Raw genomic sequence first — 16,164 nt, forward strand, 5'->3', positions numbered from 1 at the left:
CGCGCCCGGCTAGGGCGCCAGCACCACGCGGTCGCGGCCGCCGCGCTTGGCCGCATACAGCGCCTGATCGGCGCGGCGGAAGGCGTCCTCGGCCGTATCGTCGCGGCGCCGGCATTCGGCCACGCCGATGCTCACCGTCACCGGCAGGTCGACCGGCAGCGAGGTGGCCGCGGTGCGCAGGAACTCGCACTGCGCCCGCGCCTGCTCGCCGGTGCTGTCCGGGAACAGGATCACGAACTCCTCCCCGCCATAGCGCGCGGCCATGCCGTCGGCGCTGTGCGCGCGCAGGGTGTCGGCCAGCGCCACCAGCACTTCATCGCCCGTGGCGTGACCATGCACGTCGTTGATCACCTTGAAGTGATCCACGTCGACCACCGCGACGCTGACGCCCTTGCCCCATCCGGCCGCGTGTTGCTCCAGCGCCATGTCCAGGGCCATGGTCAGCGCGCGGCGGTTGGGCAGGCCGGTCAGCGGATCGGTGCGGGTCTGCGCGGCCAGGTCGGCGTTCTGGACTTCCAGCTCGTCCTGATACTGGCGCAGCTGCTGCTCGTACCAGTCGCGCTCGGCCATCTGCGTGGCCAGCGCGCTGGAGATGCGCCGCAGCTCCAGCAGATACATCACCTGGCGCGCCAGCGCGCGCAGCGCCTCGGCCTGCCCGGGGCTGAGCGTGCGCGGCTTGCTGTCCAGCACGCACAGCGCGCCCAGCGCCTGGCCATCGGGTGTCACCAGCGGCGCGCCGGCGTAGAAGCGCACGCCCAGCGCGCCGGTCACCAGGGGGTTGTCGAGGAAGCGCGCATCGGTGCTCGCATCGCGCACCACCGTCGTTTCCTCGGGCGCCAGGATGGCGTGGCCGCAGAAGGAAATATCGCGCCCGGTCTGCCGTGCCTCCAGTCCCTTGCGCGACTTGAACCACTGGCGATCCTCGTCGATCAGGCTGATCGCCGCGATCGGCGCATCGCAGATGCGCGCGGCGATGGTGACCAGATCGTCGTAGGCCTGTTCGCTCTCGCTGTCCAAGATGTGATAGCGCGCCAGGACGGCCTGGCGCCTGGCTTCGTCGTGCGGATGCGGGGGACTTGGCATCCGGCGAACTTAGCCAGCGACCGTTCGTCGGACCAATCGAGGAAAGCTAAAACCAGGCACCCTGTCACAGGGCGAACTCAGAAACGCGTGCTCACCATTGCGTCAGATCGGGCAGCAGGCCGCGCAGCTCGGCGTCGGTGAGGTTGCGCCAGCGCCCGGGCTTGAGCGGGCCCAGCTTGACGTTGTCGATCCGCACCCGGCGCAACTGGGTGACGCGGTAGCCGAAGGCCGCGGCCATCAGCCGGATCTGCCGGTTCAGCCCCTGGGTGAGCACGATGCGGAAGCCGAACTTGGCGATGCGCCCGGTGCGGCACGGCAGGGTCATCTGGTCGTGGATGCGCACGCCCTTGGCCATGCCGCGCAGGAACTCCTCGGTCACCGGCTTGTTGACCTCGACCAGGTACTCCTTCTCGTGGCGGTTCTCCGCGCGCAGGATCTGGTTGACGATGTCGCCGTTGCTGGTCATCAGGATCAGCCCCTCGGAGTCCTTGTCCAGCCGCCCGATCGGGAAGATGCGCTGCTCGTGGCCGACGAAGTCGACGATGTTGCCTTTGACGCTGGACTCGGTCGTGCAGGTGATGCCGACCGGCTTGTTCAGCGCGATGTAGACGTGGCGACGCCCGCTCGACCTGGACACGGTCCGCGCGCGCAGCGGCTGCCCATCGATCAGGACCACATCGTCGGGCCCCACCACCGCGCCCGTGCCGGCCGGATGCCCGTTGACCGTCACCCGCCGCTCCCCGATCAGCCGATCGGCCTCACGCCGCGAGCAGAAGCCGGTCTCGGCGATGTGCTTGTTGAGGCGGGTGGGGGTGGGGGGGGCGGGGTCGGTCATGGTTCGGGATTCGGGATTCGGGATTCGGGATTCGGGATTCGGGATTCGGGATTGGGGATTCGGGATTGGGGATTCGGGATTGGGGATTGGGGATTGGGGATTGGGGATTGGCAGCGTCGCGTCAGATCGCGTGATCCGCCCCCTCCCTTGCGCGCAGCGCAGGGGAGGGCTGGGGAGGGGTTAGCTGTTGCTGTTGCTCTTGCTGTTGCGGTTGCCCTTTAACCCAAGCATCGCGCGGAGCGCCGAAAGCGCCCGTTCCGGCCCTCCTGCGCTGCGCGCAAGGGAGGCTCGAAGCTCACTCCTTCGGCGGGCCCTTGCGGTGCGGCCTGGGCGCCGGCTTGAAGCCGGGCTTGCCGCCTGGGCGCGGCTTGGGCGCGCCGGGCCGGGCGGACGCGGGGCGGTAGCCGCGCGGGGCCTCGTCGCCGGCGTCCTCGCCGACCTTGTGGATCTTCAGCTGCTGGCCCGACACCCAGACCTTCTTCAGATGGGTCAGGGTCTCGCGCGGCATGCCTTCGGGCAGATCCAGGATCGAATAGTCATCCTGGATGTCGATGCGGCCGATGTAGCGGCTCTCCAGCCCGGCCTCGTTGGCGATGGCGCCGACGATGTTGGCCGGCTTGACGCCATGGGCGTGGCCGACCTCGATGCGATAGCGCTCCATGCCGACTTCGGCCTCGCCGGCCGGCGCGCGGCGCGGGCGTTCGGTCGCGACGTCGTCGAAGGAGGCGCGCGCCGGGCGCTCGGGGCGCGGGCGTTCGCCCGGCTCGAAGCGCGCCGGACGCTCGGGGCGCTCGGGACGCGGGGCACGCTCGTAGCGTTCGCTGCGTTCCGCACGCGGGGCGCGCTCGGCACGCTCGGCGCGCGGCGTGCGGTCGGCCGAGAGCAGCAGCGGCGTGTCGCCCTGCAGCAGGCGCGCCAGCGCGGCGGCGATGTCCACCGCCGGCACGTTGTGCTCGCGCTCGTAGGTCTCGATCAGCGCGCGGTACTCGCCCGCCTCGCCGGTGGCCAGGGTGTCGGTGATGCGCGCCAGGAACCGCGCCACGCGGCGGTCGTTGACCGCCTCGACCGTGGGCAGCTGCATCTCGGTGATCGGCTGGCGCGTGGCGCGCTCGATCGCGCGCAGCATCGACTTCTCGCGCGGGGTGACGAACAGGATCGCCTCGCCGCTGCGTCCGGCGCGGCCGGTGCGGCCGATGCGGTGGACGTAGCTCTCGGTGTCGTAGGGAATGTCGTAGTTCAGCACGTGGCTGATGCGCTCCACGTCCAGCCCGCGCGCGGCCACGTCGGTGGCCACCAGGATGTCCAGCTTGCCGTCCTTGAGCTGGGCGATGGTCTTCTCGCGCTGCGCCTGCTGCATGTCGCCGTTGATGGCCGCGGCGGCCAAGCCGCGGGCCTGCAGCTTCTCGGCCAGTTCCTCGGTGCCGGCCTTGGTGCGGGCGAAGATGATCATCGCATCGAAGGTCTCGGCCTCCAGGATGCGGGTCAGCGCGTCGAGCTTGTGCAGGCCCGAGACGAACCAGTAGCGCTGGCTGATGTTGGCCGAGGTGGTGGTCTTGGACGCAATGGTGACTTCGACCGGATCGTTCAGATAGGTCTGGGCGATGCGGCGGATCTGCGCCGGCATGGTCGCCGAGAACAACGCCACCTGGCGCGTGGCCGGGGTCTTCTGCAGCACGGTCTCGACGTCGTCGATGAAGCCCATGCGCAGCATCTCGTCGGCCTCGTCCAGCACCAGCGTGGTCAGGCCGGACAGGTCCAGCGACCCGCGCTCCAGGTGATCGATCACCCGGCCCGGGGTGCCCACCACCACGTGCACGCCGCGCTTGAGCGCCTGCAGCTGCGGGTAGTAGCTCTGGCCGCCGTAGATCGGCAGCACATGGAAGCCGGGGATCTTCGCGGCGTACTTGTGGAAGGCCTCGGCGACCTGGATGGCCAGTTCGCGCGTGGGCGCCAGCACCAGCACCTGCGGCTTGCCGGCGGACGGGTCCAGGTTGGACAGCACCGGCAGGGCGAACGCCGCGGTCTTGCCGGTCCCGGTCTGCGCGGTGCCCAGCACATCGCGACCGGCCAGCATCGCCGGGATGGTGGCGGCCTGGATGGGCGAAGGCGACTCGTAGCCGACGGCGACCAGGGCGGCCTGGACCGGCGCGGACAGGCCGAGGGCGGAGAACGGCACCGCGGGTGCGGCGGTTTCGGAAGACATGATGCAGCTCGCTTGAAGACGCGTAACGGCCGCCTATTGTGCGCCCTGGCGGCCCGACGCGCCTTGAATGCCGCCGCCGCCGCCCCCGGCGCGGCCTATTCCGGTCGATTTCCCGGCCGCCGGCGGCGCGTCAGCGCTGCAGATGCTGCTGCAGCGCGTGCCGGAAGGGCGTCACCGCCGCGACCAGGCGCAGCGCGCCCCCGCGCAGCAGGCGCGCGGCCGGGCGCTCGTCCGTGTACAGCCGCGCCACCAGCTGGGTGGCCGCGTACAGCGGCCAGGTTGCGCGCCGGTGGGCGCGGGCATAGGCCTGCAACGGCGCCAGCGCGCCGGCGTCGTCCTGGCCGTCCAGCGCCTGGGCCAGGCGCCCCACCCCGCCCAGTCCGAAGTTGAAGCCGTGCGCGGTCACCGGGTGCATGCCCACGGCCGCGTCGCCGGCCAGGGCGAAGCGGGCGCCGGCCAAGCGCCGGGCATAGGTGGACACCAGCGGATAGACGTGGCGGGTGCTGAACAGGCGCATCGCGCCCAGGCGGCCCTCGCACAGGCGCGTGACCTCGGCCGAGAACGCGTCCTCGTCCAGGCGCAGCATCGCCGCGGCCCGCTGCGGGGTGAGGGTCAGCACCAGCGAGGACACATCGCCGGTCAGCGGCAGCAGCGCCAAGGTCGCCCCGTAGGCGAACCACTCCAGCGCCACGCCCTGATCGGCCTGTTCGTGGGCGACATGGCAGACCAGCATGCTGCGGCCCAGTTCGTGCAGCTCGGCGCCGACCCCCAGCTGCCGGCGCAGCGCCGACAGGCGCCCGTCGGCGGCCACCAGCAGCTCGGCGTGCAGGGCCAGGCCGTCCTCCAGCGTGGCCTCGACCTGGTCGGGATGGCGGCGCAGGCCAGCCACGCCGGCACTGTCGAGCAGGGTCACGCCGGGATGCGCCAGCGCGGCCTCGCACGCCGCCCGCCGCAGGCGGTGGTTGGCCACCAGCCACCCCAGCGGCGCGTCCTGGCCGCGCTCCGCGCCGATATCCAGCGCGAACGGCGAGACGCCGTCCTGCACCCGTGCCTGGCGCAGCGGCGAGATCGTCTCCGCGTCCAGCCTCGGCCAGACCGAGAGCGCCTCCAGCAGCTGTCGCGACGCGTGGGTCAGGGCGATCTCGCGCCCGTCGAAGGCCGGCGCTTCCAGGGCGGCGCGCGGATGGCGGTCGACCACCGCGACGCGGCGCCCCTGTTCGGCCAGCGCGCGCGCCAGGCACAGCCCGACCGGTCCCGCCCCGCCAATGACCACGTCGAACCGCATGTCGCACCCGCCAAGATGAGAATGGCTCGCATCCTAGCGGCGGCCCGCGCGCGCCGCATTGATCTGGCGCAAGGCCGGCTGTGACAACCGTGCCGCCTGGCCGAATCATCCGGGCATCGACGCACAATCTCCGGCATCCCCCATGGAAGAGCTCGCAATGCCCTCGGCCCCCGCGCAGGACCACACGACCCAGGCGCGCTTCCAGTCCCTGCTGGAAGCCCATCGCGGCATCGTGCTCAAGGTCGCGGCCAGCTATGCCTTCCATCCCGAGGACCGGGCCGAGCTGGCGCAGGAGATCGCCGCGCAGCTGTGGCGCGCGTTCGCCCAGTACGACCCGGCGCGGCCGTTCTCGACCTGGATGTACCGGATCGCGCTGAACGTGGCGATCTCGCAGGTGCGCACGACCGCGCTGCGCCAGCGCCATGCCGCGCCGCTGGACGAGGACCTGCACGACCTGGCCGACCCGAACGCGGCCGACCCCGAGCGCGACCAGCAGCTGCGCCTGCTGCGCGGCTTCATGGCCCGTCAGCCACCGCTGGAGCGCGCCCTGCTGGTGCTGTACCTGGAAGACCGCCCCACGCGCGAGATCGCCGAGATCCTGGGCCTGACCCAGACCAATGTCACCACCAAGATCGCCCGGCTCAAGCAGCGCATCCGCGCCGAACTCTGACCCCTTCCGCTTTCCTCCCTCCCGACCTGGGAATTCCCACATGGACCACATCATGGAACCCGACGAACTCAAGGCCGCCTGGCAGACCCTGGGCCGCCGCATCGAACATTCCGACACGCTGACCCGGCAGCTGCTGCGCGAACGCAGGCTGGACCGGGTGCGCGGCAACCTGCGCTGGATGTACGCGGGCAAGATCGCGCAGATCCTGTTCGGCGACGCGCTGATCTACTTCGGCATCACCACCGGCCTCAAGCACCTGGCCACGCCGCACCTGCTGGCCTGCAGCGTGTTCATGCTGGCCTATGGCGTGCTGACCCTGGTGCTGGCCGGGCTGACGCTGAGCCGGATCTCGAACATCGATTACGCCGCGCCGGTGCTGGACATCCAGCGACGCGCGTTGGGCCTGGTGCGCCTGCAGACCCTGGCCAACCGCTGGCTGGGGCTGCCGTGGTGGTTCCTGTGGATCGCCATCTTCGCCCTGGAAATGAAGGCGAACCTGGGCGTGGACCTGTTCACCACCGCACCGGCCTTCCTCTGGGCCAGCGCGGCGGTCGGCGCGGTCGGCCTGGTGGCGAGCCTGGCGTACCTGCGCCGTCGCGACGCCCGCCTGGGCGAGGGGCACGATGCGCCGCGCCGCCTGCGCGACGCCAGGCGCACGCTGGAGGAACTGCAGGCCTTCGAACGCGAATGAGCGCCTCGGCCCGCTAGACTGCGCGCATGCAGATCCTCGAATTCGATCTCGACGGCGAATACGTCGAACTCCACATCCTGCTCAAGCTGTGCGGCCTGGTCGACAGCGGCGGCATGGGCAAGCAAGTGGTCGCCAGCGGCGTGGTCAGCGTCGATGGCGTGCAGGAACTGCGCAAGACCGCCAAGATCCGCGCCGGCCAGGTGGTGCGCGTGGACGATGAGGTCGAGATCCGGGTGATGGATCCGGCCTGAGCCCAGCGGCGCGGCGCTCAGGCCTGTCTTTCGCTCCCGGGACCGTGGCGCGCGAGGATGACGCGGATGCGGCTCCGCGCGTGCTCCACATCCTCGGGCGCGGCCTGGGACACGATGTCCGCGCACAGCGCATCGAACTGCTTGCGGAAGATGCGCGGCTCGCGCAGGTGCGTGACCCATTCGGCCACGTCGCGTTCCAGCCGATCCAGCGCGGCGTCCAGCGCCTGGCGTGTCAGGGTCATGGCGAACCTCCCGGCAGATCGATCTGCACCTGGTGGACCGCGCCATCGTCGTGCAGCGACAGACGGTTGTCCGGCTGGCGCACGCCGTCCACCGAGAGCGACGGTGCGACCACCTCCCCGTAACGCACCGTGATGGCGTAGGTGGCCTGGCCGGCCGCGTACTGCAGGCTGAAGGTCTTCCAGCCGGCCGGCACGCGCGGCTCCAGCAGCAGCGTGTCGCCCTGGCGCTTGAGGCCCAGCAGCGATTCGAGCAGCAGCCGGTACATCCAGCCCGCCGAGCCGGTGTACCAGGTCCAGCCGCCGCTGCCGGCGTGGTCGCCCACGGCATAGACATCGGCCGCCATGACATAGGGTTCGACCCGGTAGCGCGCCACGCCCTGCGCGTCGCGCGCGTGGTGGATGGGATTGATCATCTCCAGCAACTGCCAGGCGCGTTCGACCAGGCCCAGTTCGGCGAAGGCCATCACCGTCCACACCGCGGCGTGGGTGTACTGGCCGCCGTTCTCGCGCACGCCGGGCACATAGCCGCGGATGTAGCCCGGATCGGGACCGTGACGGTCGAACGGCGGATCCAGCAGCTGGATGAGCCCCGCCTCGGGCTTGACCAGATGCGCGTCCAGCGCGGCCATCGCCTGCTGCACGCGTTGGGCCTGGCCGGCGCCGGACAGCACCGCCCAGCTCTGCGAGATCGAATCGATCCGGCATTCCTGCGCCTGCGCCGAGCCCAGTGGCGTGCCGTCGTCGAACCACGCGCGCCGGTACCAGCCGCCGTCCCAGGCGTGCTCCTCGATGCGCGCGGCCAGCGTATCGGCCTGCGCCTGGCACCAGTCCGCGAACGCGGTCTCCCCGCGCCGCCGCGCCACCGGGACGAAGGCCTTGAGCACGTGGATCAGGAAGAAGCCCAGCCACACGCTCTCGCCGCGCCCGTGCTCGCCGACCTTGTTCATGCCGTCGTTCCAGTCGCCGGTGCCCATCAGCGGCAGGCCGCGCTCGCCGAGCAGGCGACAGCCGCGGCGCAGCGCCAGCACGCAGTGCTCGTACAGGCTGGCATCGCCGGCCGAGACCACCGGCAGGTCGTAGTAGGACTCCTCGTCATCGTTGACCGGGCGGCCCTCGACGAAGCGCGCGCGCGCCTCCAGCACGCCCCAGTCCTGGGTGACGTCCAGATAGCGGCAGGTCGCCAGCGGCAGCCACAGGTAGTCGTCCGAGCAGCGCGTGCGCACGCCGCGCCCGGTCGGCGGATGCCACCAGTGCATGGCATCGCCCTGCGGGAACTGCTGCGCGGCGGCGCGCAGCAGGTGCTCGCGCGCGACCTGCGGCAGGGCGTGGACCATGGCCATGCAGTCCTGCAGCTGGTCGCGGAAGCCCCAGGCGCCGCCGGACTGGTAGAAGCCGCTGCGGCCGAAGTAGCGGCTGGCGATCACCTGATAGAGCAGCCAGCCGTTGGCCAGCAGGTCGAAGGCCGGGTCGGGCGTCTTCACCCGGATGCCGCCCAGCACGCCGCGCCAGTGGATGCGCACGCGGTCCAGCGCATCGTGCGCCGCACCGGCGCCGCGGGTGCGCCGCGCCAGTTCGAGCGCGGCGCCGACATCGGCCGCCATGCCCAGCCGGAAGGTGGTCTCGAAGCTGCTGCCGGCCTCCAGCGCGATCGGCACCTGCAGCGCGGCGCAGGCGTCCAGCGCGGGGCCGAAGCGGCCCGACAGCCCCTCGCGGCGCAGCCCCGCCGGCGCGGCCAGGCTGCCGTTGCGGCCGAGGAACTCGAGCCGGTCGGCGGTGAACTGGCGCAGCAGCGTGCCGTCCTCGGGATTGACCCCGGCATCGACGTCGAAGAACGCGCAGCGCCCCTCGAAATCGCCGTTGAACGGATTGCGCGCGGTGAGCACGCCGCTGGCCAGGTCCACGTCGGTGATCAGATGCATCTGCGAGCGGCTGCGCAGGTCGGCCAGCACCCATTCGACATAACCGGTGGCGCTGAGCCGGCGCGCGCGATCGGACAGGTTGCGCAGCCTGAGCACGCTGTACTTCACCGCCAGTTCGGCGTCCACGTACAGCCACAGCTCGCTGTGGATGCCGTCCTCGACATGCTCGAACACGCTGTAGCCGAAGCCATGGCGCACCCGGTACGCGCCGCTGCCCGGGCACGGCAGCGGCGTCGGCGACCACAGATGGCCGCTGTCCTCGTCGCGCAGGTAGAACGCCTCGCCGCTGCTGTCGCACACCGGGTCGTTGTCCCAGGGCGTGAGGCGGTATTCGTGCGCGTTCTCGCCCCAGCTGTAGCCGGCGCCGGATTCGGTCACCACCGCGCCCAGCACCGGGTTGGCCAGCAGGTTGCTCCACGGAGCCGGCGTCGGCCGGCCGGGCGCCACGGTGATCACGTACTCGCGGCCATCGGCGCTGAAACCGCCGGTGCCGTTGTCGAACTGCAGCGGCCCGCCCTGCAGCGGCTCGAACGGCCAGGGATCCTCGTCGGCCGGATCGGTCTGCAGCGCGGGCGGCAGCCCGGCGACCGCGTCCTCACCGGCCCGCCAGGCGGCCGGCCGCGGCGGCGGCGCCGGCAGCGGTGCGGGCGGCTCGCGCTCCAGCACCGGCAGCCGGTCGACCTGTTCGGCCAGTGTGCCGGCGCGGTCGGTCAGCACTACGCGCGCCACCGACAGCAGCAGCACGCGGTCCTCCTGGCCCAGCTGCTGCGCGGCGCGCACGAAGATGCCGCCGCGCCGCTCCAGGACCTCGGCGCGCTGGTCGCGCGCCAGCAGCGCCAGGATCTGCTCCTGCAGCTGCTGGCGATAGCCGGCCTGGCTCTCGTTCCAGATCACCAGGTCGGTCTCCAGGCCCTTCAGGCGCCAGTACTGGTGCGCCTGCACGACCTGTTCGACCAGCGGCAGGTGGTCCACGTCGGAGACCTGCAGCAGCACGATGGGCAGGTCGCCGGAGATCGCCTGCGACCACAGCGCCGGCTGGGCGCGACGGTTCTGGCGCAGGGTGTCGGCATCGGCGCGCAGCACCGGGTCCGGCTGCAGCACCAGCGCGGCCAGGCGCTCGTAGACCTGCACATCGGCCTCGTGCGCGTTGATCTGGCGGTGCACGACCTGGCTGTGGGTCCAGGCCAGATCGAACACGCGGTCGGCCAGGCGCCGGTCGCGGTACTTCTCGATCAGCGCATCGCAGGCGCTCTCGTCCTCGCCCACGCCGGTGACCAGGTCGAGCAGGGCCTGCTGACCGGGCTGCAGCGTGATGCGCACGCGGATGGCGACGATCGGGTCGAGCACCGAGCCTTCGCTGTTGTCCAGCGCCAGGCGTTCCATCGCCAGCGGCCGCGCCGCGCTGCGCCCGCGGCCGATGAAGCGGGCGCGGTCGGTCTCGTAGGAGATCTGTTCGATATCGCAGTCGTGCGCGGCCACCAGATGCAGCAGTTGCGGCGGCCGCTCGCCGGCCTCGCGCGCGCGGCGCCGGCAGACGATGGCCTGCTTGGCGGCCAGGATGCGGGTCTGCACGAACAGGTTGCCGAACGCCGGGTGCGCCTCGTCCGCGCGCGGCGCCTGCAGCACGACCTCGGCATAGGTCGTCACCTCGACCGTGCGCGGATGGCGCGCGCGGTTCTTCAGGCGCAGGCGCCGCAGTTCGATGTCGTCCTCGGCCGACACCGCGATCTCCAGGTGGCTGTCGATGCCGCGATGGCGCACGCGGAACTCGGCCTTGGCCTGGGAGAAGATCGCCTCGAAGTGCTGGGTGCGCACGCAGGTGGGCTGGTAGGCCGCCGACCAGTACTCGCCCGATTCGGCATCGCGCAGATAGCAGAAGCTGCCGTAGGCATCGCGCGTGGGGTCCTCGCGCCAGCGCGTGAGCGCGGTGCCTTCCAGGCGCGCATAGCCGCCGCCGGCGACGGTGAGCATGGCGTGGTAGCGCCCGTTGGACAGCAGCTGCACCTCCGGGCGCGGGCCGTCGGGATCGCGCAGGATGCGCAGCTGCGGCCCGGCCGCGGCCGCGGCGCCGTCGGCGGGGCCGGGCGTTTCGGATTCGTGCGCCGGCACCACGCCGGCGACGGGCATGCGCTCCTGCAGCAGCAGCAGCGCCGCGCGCAGGGCCGGATCGGCGGCGAAGCGCTTCTGCATCGGCTGCTCGACGAGCAGGTAGTCCAGCGACAGCAGTGCCATGCCCTGGTGGTGGGCCATGTACGAGCGGATCACCACGTGGCGCTCGCCGCGCGGCAGGCGCTCGGCGGTGTAGTCCACCGCCTCGTACATGCCGAACGCGCCGGAGAACCCCTGCGCCGCCATCGTCCGCAGGTTCTCCAGGGCCGCGGGCGGATCGACCATCAGCGCCATCACCGTGGCGTAGGGCGCGATCACCGCGTCCTGCGCCAGGCCGCGCTTGAGCCCCAGCCCCGGCACGCCGAAGGCGCGGTACTGGTAGTTCATGTTCACGTCCACGGCGTTGTAGCCGGACTCGGACACGCCCCACGGGATCTGGCGCGCCTGGCCGTACTCGATCTGCGCCTGGATCACGCCGCGCGCGGTCTGGTCGAGCAGCGAGCCGGGATAGCTGGGCATCACCAGCTGCGGCATCAGGTACTCGAACATCGAGCCGCTCCAGGACACCAGCACCGGCTCGCCGCCGCCCTCGGTCAGCAGCCGGCCGAGCGCGAACCAGCTCTCCTGCGGCAGCTGGCCCTGGGCGATGGCCACGAAGCAGCCCAGCCGCGCCTCGGAGGCCAGCAGGTCGTAGAAGCCGGCGTCCAGGCGGCTCTCGTCGACGTTGTAGCCGATCGACAGCATCCGCTGCGCCGGGTCGTAGAGGAAGCGGTAGTCCTGCTCGGCGTGCCGGGCCGCCAGTTCGGCCAGCGCTTCCAGCGCCTCCAGCTGGCGCGCCGCGAGGCCGCCGGGCTCGGCGTCGGCGAGTGAGCGCAGCGTGGCCTGCGCGCCGTCTTCGCCGGTCGGCGTGGTGCTCGCCTGTTCCAGCATCGCCAGCGCGGACTGGCAGGCCTCCAGCAGCCGCGCCGGCCAGTCGATGGGCGCATGCGGCAACGCGGCCTGCGTGGCCGCCGCATCCAGCGCCTGCGCGCGCTCGAGCAGCGTGCGCGTCAGCGCCAGCCGTTGCGGCGCAGGCAGTGCCGCATCCGCGCACAGCGGCTGCAGCGCGTCGGCGACGGCCCGCAGCGGGGCGGCCAGTGCCTCGCCCAGGCCGGCGCGCCGGGCGTCGTCTTCCAGCACGCCCAGGGTGTCGGCCAGGCCGTCGAAGGTCTTGGGCGCCAGCAGCGGCGCGTCGGCCAGCTGCAGCAGGCCCTGGCGCAGGGTCAGCAGGTGGCCGGTGAGGTTGCCGCTGTCCACGGTGGAGACATAGCGCGGCGCCAGCGGGCGCAGCGTGTCGGTCGCATACCAGTTGTACAGGTGGCCGCGGTGGCGTTCGAGCCGGCCCAGCGTGTCCAGCGTGCCGCGCACGCGCGCCAGCACGCCGGGTAGCTGCAGGTAGCCCAGGTCCCAGGCCGACAGGTTGGCCAGCAGCGACAGGCCGATGTTGGTCGGCGAGGTGCGCCTGGCCAGCACCTGCGCCGGATGTTCCTGCAGGTTGTCCGGCGGCAGCCAGTGTTCCTGCGGACCGACCCAGGTCTCGAAGAACGCCCAGGTACGCCGCGCCAGCTGGCCGAGGAAGCGACGCTGTTCGTCGCCCAGATGGGTCGAGGCCGGCGGCGGGCGCCGGCTCAGCCAGCCCATCAGCCAGGGCGAGGCCGCCCACAACGCAAGGCATGGCACGGCCGCCGGCAGCGCCCCTGGCTGCAGCAGGGCCACGGCGACCAGCACGACCGCGGCGAATGCCGTGACCGGCCACATCAGCGCCACTTCCGGCATCTCGCCGCGCACGCTGCGCTCGACATCGCGCGAGACGTTCCACTGCAGCAGGTGCCGGCGCGAAACGGCCAGCCGCCACAGCGTGCGCACGATCGCCAGCGCGTTGCTGCCGGCCTGGTGCGGCAGGCAGGCGAAGGTCACCGCCGCCCGGCGCAGCTCGCGCAGCGTGCGCGTGCGCAGCAGCGACAGGTGCGCATCCAGCGGCAGTTCGCCGGGGCCGGCCAGCGCATCGCGCAGCGCCGCCAGCAGCGGCGGCAGCCACCACGGGCACAGCAGCCACAGCGTCCAGACCAGCGGCGCGGGCACCACGCACCAGCCGGCCACCAGCAGCGTCAGCACGGCGATCGGCACCAGGCTGCGGCGCAGGTTGTCGGCCAGCTTGCCGCGCGAGAGCCACGACAGCGGGCTGCGCTCCCAGCCGTGCGCGGTGGGCACGCGCGGCAGCAGCCACGGCAGCAGCTGCCAGTCGCCACGGACCCAGCGCTGGCGACGCTTGGCATCGGCGAAGTAGCGCTCGGGATAGTCCTCGTACAGGCGCACCTGACTGACCAGGCCGGCGCGCGCGTAGCAGCCTTCCAGCAGGTCGTGGCTGAGGATGGCGTCGTCGGGCATGCGCCCGGCCAGCACCTGCTCGAAGGCCTCGACCTCGTAGATGCCCTTGCCGACGAAGGAGCCTTCGGCGAACAGGTCCTGGTACACGTCGGAGATGGTGCGCGTATACGGGTCGATGCCCGCCTCGCTGCCGAACATGCGCGCATAGCGCGAACGCAGCGCCATCGCGCTGCCCAGGCCCGGTTGCAGGATGCCGTAGCCGCGCACGACCTTGCGCGTGGCCGCATCGACCAGCGGCCGGTTGAGCGGATGGGCCATGGTGCCCACCAGCGCGCGCGCCGATTCCAGCGGCAGCTGGGTGTCGGCATCCAGGGTGATCACGTAGCGCACGCCGCGCAGCACCTCGGCGCGCCCGACGATGCAGCTGAACGGCGCGGCGTCGCCCTCGCGCAGCAGCGCGTTGAGCGCGGCCAGCTTGCCGCGCTTGCGCTCCAGGCCCATCCAGCGGCCCTCGCGCGCGTTCCACTGGCGCGGGCGATGGAACAGATAGAACAGCTCCCCTTCGGCCGCATCGCGGCCCTGTCCGTGGCGCGCGTTGAGCGCGGCGATGCGCGCCTGGGCGTGGGCCAGCACCGGGGCGTCCTGCGGCAGATGTTCCTGGGCGGCATCGGCGAAGTCGGTCAGCAGGCCGAAGTGCAGATGCGGCCCGCGGTTGGCCAGGAAACGCACCTCCAGGGCATCGACCAGTTCATCGACCGCCTCGGTGTCGGGGATCATCGAGGGCACCACCACCAGCGTGCGCGCCTGCGCCGGGATGCCGGACTGGTAGTCCAGGCTGGGCAGCGGATGCGGCGTCACCAGGTTGCTCGCGGTCCAGTTGACCAGGGCCACGCCGAGTTCGCTGAAGGCCAGCAGCGCCAGCACCGCCGCGCCGGCCACCCAGCCCCACGCCGGCAGCGGCTGGACCAGCGTGCTGGCCAGCAGGCCGGCGGCGAACAGCGCGGCGAACACCGCGATGGGCCCGGCATAGGCGATCAACGGCACCGGCCGCGCGTCGGGCAGCAGCCGGCGCCAGCCGCGCCCGGCCAGGGCGCGGGCGATCTCGCGCGCGCCATCGCCCAGCAGCCACCAGCCGACGTGGCCGCGGCCCGCGGGCGCGTCGGCCGCAGCCGCGCGGGCGCGTTCGAGCACCATCGCGGCGATCTCGCCTTCCGGCCGCCCCGCGCGCCGGGCCATGGTCTCGACCACGCGCCGGTACTGGTCGCGGCTGGCGAAGTCCATGGCCGGATAGGTGCCGTCCGGGTCCTGGCGCAGCAGGTGTTCGATCACGCTGCAGCGCTCGACGAAGCCGCGCCAGTCCAGGCTGGTGATGAAGCGCAGGCTCACGATGCTGTTGCGGATCGAGGCCTGGGCGGCGGCCTGGCGGATGCTTTCGCGCTGGACCACGGCGTCGAGCGAACGCCCGCTCTCGGCCACCCACTGCTCCAGCCAGTCGATCGGCATGTGGGTGGCGAAATTGCCGCCACGCAGGTGCCGCAGCAGCTCGGACACGAACGCCCCGCGCACCGGCGGCTGCGAGCGCAGCATGTCGGCCAGCACCAGCACCACGTCCTTGGGCGCGCGCTGGGCCGCTTCGGCCATGCGTCTGGCCCAGGCCTGGGCCAGGCGGTGGTCGCCGACATCGCGGGTGATGCGCGCGGCGATGCGGCGCAGGTTCTCGATCACGGCCAGGCGCAGCATGATCGGCACCGCCCACAGCTCGCCGATGCTCAGCGCCTGCTCCTGCTGGTAGCCGCCGACCAGGCGCTCCAGGGTGTGCGCGTCGACCTGGCCGTCGCCATGCGACACCGCCTGCATAGCCAGGTCATAGACCCGCGGCAGGCCGGCCGAGCGCCCGCTGGCCAGCGCCGGCAGCGCGCGGCTGTAGCCGCTGGGCAGGTGGCGGCGCGCCAGCCGCACCTGCTCGTCGATCAGGTAGTAGTTGTCCAGCAGCCATTCACCGGCCGGCACCATCGGGAGCTTGTCGCGGGCGAAGGCATCCAGGGCCTGGACCGCGCCTTCCAGCACGGCGCCGTTCTCGGCCAGCCGCGTCAGCATCCGTTCCGGGCCCTGGCCGGCCTGCAGCGTGTGCTGCTGGGCCAGGCGCCGTCCCAGCTGTTCCATCTGCGCGGCGTTCAACAGCTGGGCGCGCAGCGGCGGCTCGGGCGTGGCGCTGCGGACGGCGGTGTCGTGGCGGCCGCGCCGCCATGCGACCAGCAACCGCCTCAAGATCCTCCTGCTTTGCCGCCTCCACCCTGCACGCATATGACGTCCCGTTGAACGGTTGGAAGAAAGACGCGCGCTCCCTGCAGGGCGGCGGTACGCAACCGCTGCCTGGAAGAGACCCAGCGCCTTCCGGAGATCTTCGGACCCCGCGCCACACCTGGAGCGGGGACCAAACGAACAGGCCGGAGCGAACGCTCCGGCCTGTCAGCTGATACGCCAGCACGCGTGATCGCCCCGTGGCGGA

9 protein-coding genes are annotated in these 16,164 nt (G+C 72.0%); 3 read left to right on the forward strand and 6 right to left on the reverse strand.

The features are described from left to right. Window positions 1-9 precede the first annotated feature (9 nt). The 4 genes from LAJ50_RS14780 to ubiM all read right to left on the reverse strand — a co-directional run bounded on the left by LAJ50_RS14780 (window position 10) and on the right by ubiM (window position 5,406). Window positions 10-1,083 (reverse strand): sensor domain-containing diguanylate cyclase, encoded by a 1,074-nt coding sequence (locus LAJ50_RS14780; protein ID WP_138651542.1) that lies wholly within the window; start codon window positions 1,081-1,083, stop codon window positions 10-12. Window positions 1,084-1,174: 91 nt separating this feature from the next. After that, complete coding sequence (locus LAJ50_RS14785) at window positions 1,175-1,918, reverse strand: pseudouridine synthase (RefSeq protein WP_138651544.1); 744 nt, start codon at window positions 1,916-1,918, stop codon at window positions 1,175-1,177. Between the two features lie 295 nt (window positions 1,919-2,213). Beyond that, a complete protein-coding gene (locus LAJ50_RS14790) occupies window positions 2,214-4,121 on the reverse strand; it encodes a DEAD/DEAH box helicase (protein WP_138651546.1) in 1,908 nt (635 codons plus the stop codon). Between the two features lie 130 nt (window positions 4,122-4,251). Next, on the reverse strand, window positions 4,252-5,406 hold the full coding sequence (ubiM, locus tag LAJ50_RS14795) for a 5-demethoxyubiquinol-8 5-hydroxylase UbiM (protein ID WP_138651548.1): 1,155 nt from the start codon (window positions 5,404-5,406) through the stop codon (window positions 4,252-4,254). Between the two features lie 157 nt (window positions 5,407-5,563). Between ubiM and LAJ50_RS14800 the strand changes: the two genes are divergently transcribed. From LAJ50_RS14800 to LAJ50_RS14810, 3 genes are read left to right on the forward strand one after another with little or no spacing between them, the layout of a single operon-like run. After that, a complete protein-coding gene (locus LAJ50_RS14800) occupies window positions 5,564-6,076 on the forward strand; it encodes a sigma-70 family RNA polymerase sigma factor (protein ID WP_224096333.1) in 513 nt (170 codons plus the stop codon). Between the two features lie 40 nt (window positions 6,077-6,116). After that, complete coding sequence (locus tag LAJ50_RS14805; RefSeq protein ID WP_138651550.1) at window positions 6,117-6,767, forward strand: hypothetical protein; 651 nt, start codon at window positions 6,117-6,119, stop codon at window positions 6,765-6,767. A 26-nt stretch (window positions 6,768-6,793) separates the two neighbouring features. Further along, window positions 6,794-7,018 (forward strand): RNA-binding S4 domain-containing protein, encoded by a 225-nt coding sequence (locus LAJ50_RS14810; RefSeq protein ID WP_138651552.1) that lies wholly within the window; start codon window positions 6,794-6,796, stop codon window positions 7,016-7,018. Window positions 7,019-7,035: 17 nt separating this feature from the next. Here LAJ50_RS14810 and LAJ50_RS14815 read toward each other — a convergent pair whose 3' ends face one another. Together LAJ50_RS14815 and LAJ50_RS14820 are read right to left on the reverse strand one after the other, a co-directional pair. Then, a complete protein-coding gene (locus LAJ50_RS14815; RefSeq protein ID WP_130549918.1) occupies window positions 7,036-7,260 on the reverse strand; it encodes a hypothetical protein in 225 nt (74 codons plus the stop codon). Further along, window positions 7,257-15,818, reverse strand: a complete 8,562-nt coding sequence (locus tag LAJ50_RS14820; protein WP_224096601.1) for a glycoside hydrolase family 94 protein — start codon at window positions 15,816-15,818, stop codon at window positions 7,257-7,259. The genes LAJ50_RS14815 and LAJ50_RS14820 overlap by 4 nt, the downstream gene beginning before the upstream one ends. Window positions 15,819-16,164: the final 346 nt, after the last annotated feature.

This window comes from Pseudoxanthomonas sp. X-1, from assembly GCF_020042665.1.
Classification (GTDB): domain Bacteria; phylum Pseudomonadota; class Gammaproteobacteria; order Xanthomonadales; family Xanthomonadaceae; genus Pseudoxanthomonas_A; species Pseudoxanthomonas_A spadix_A.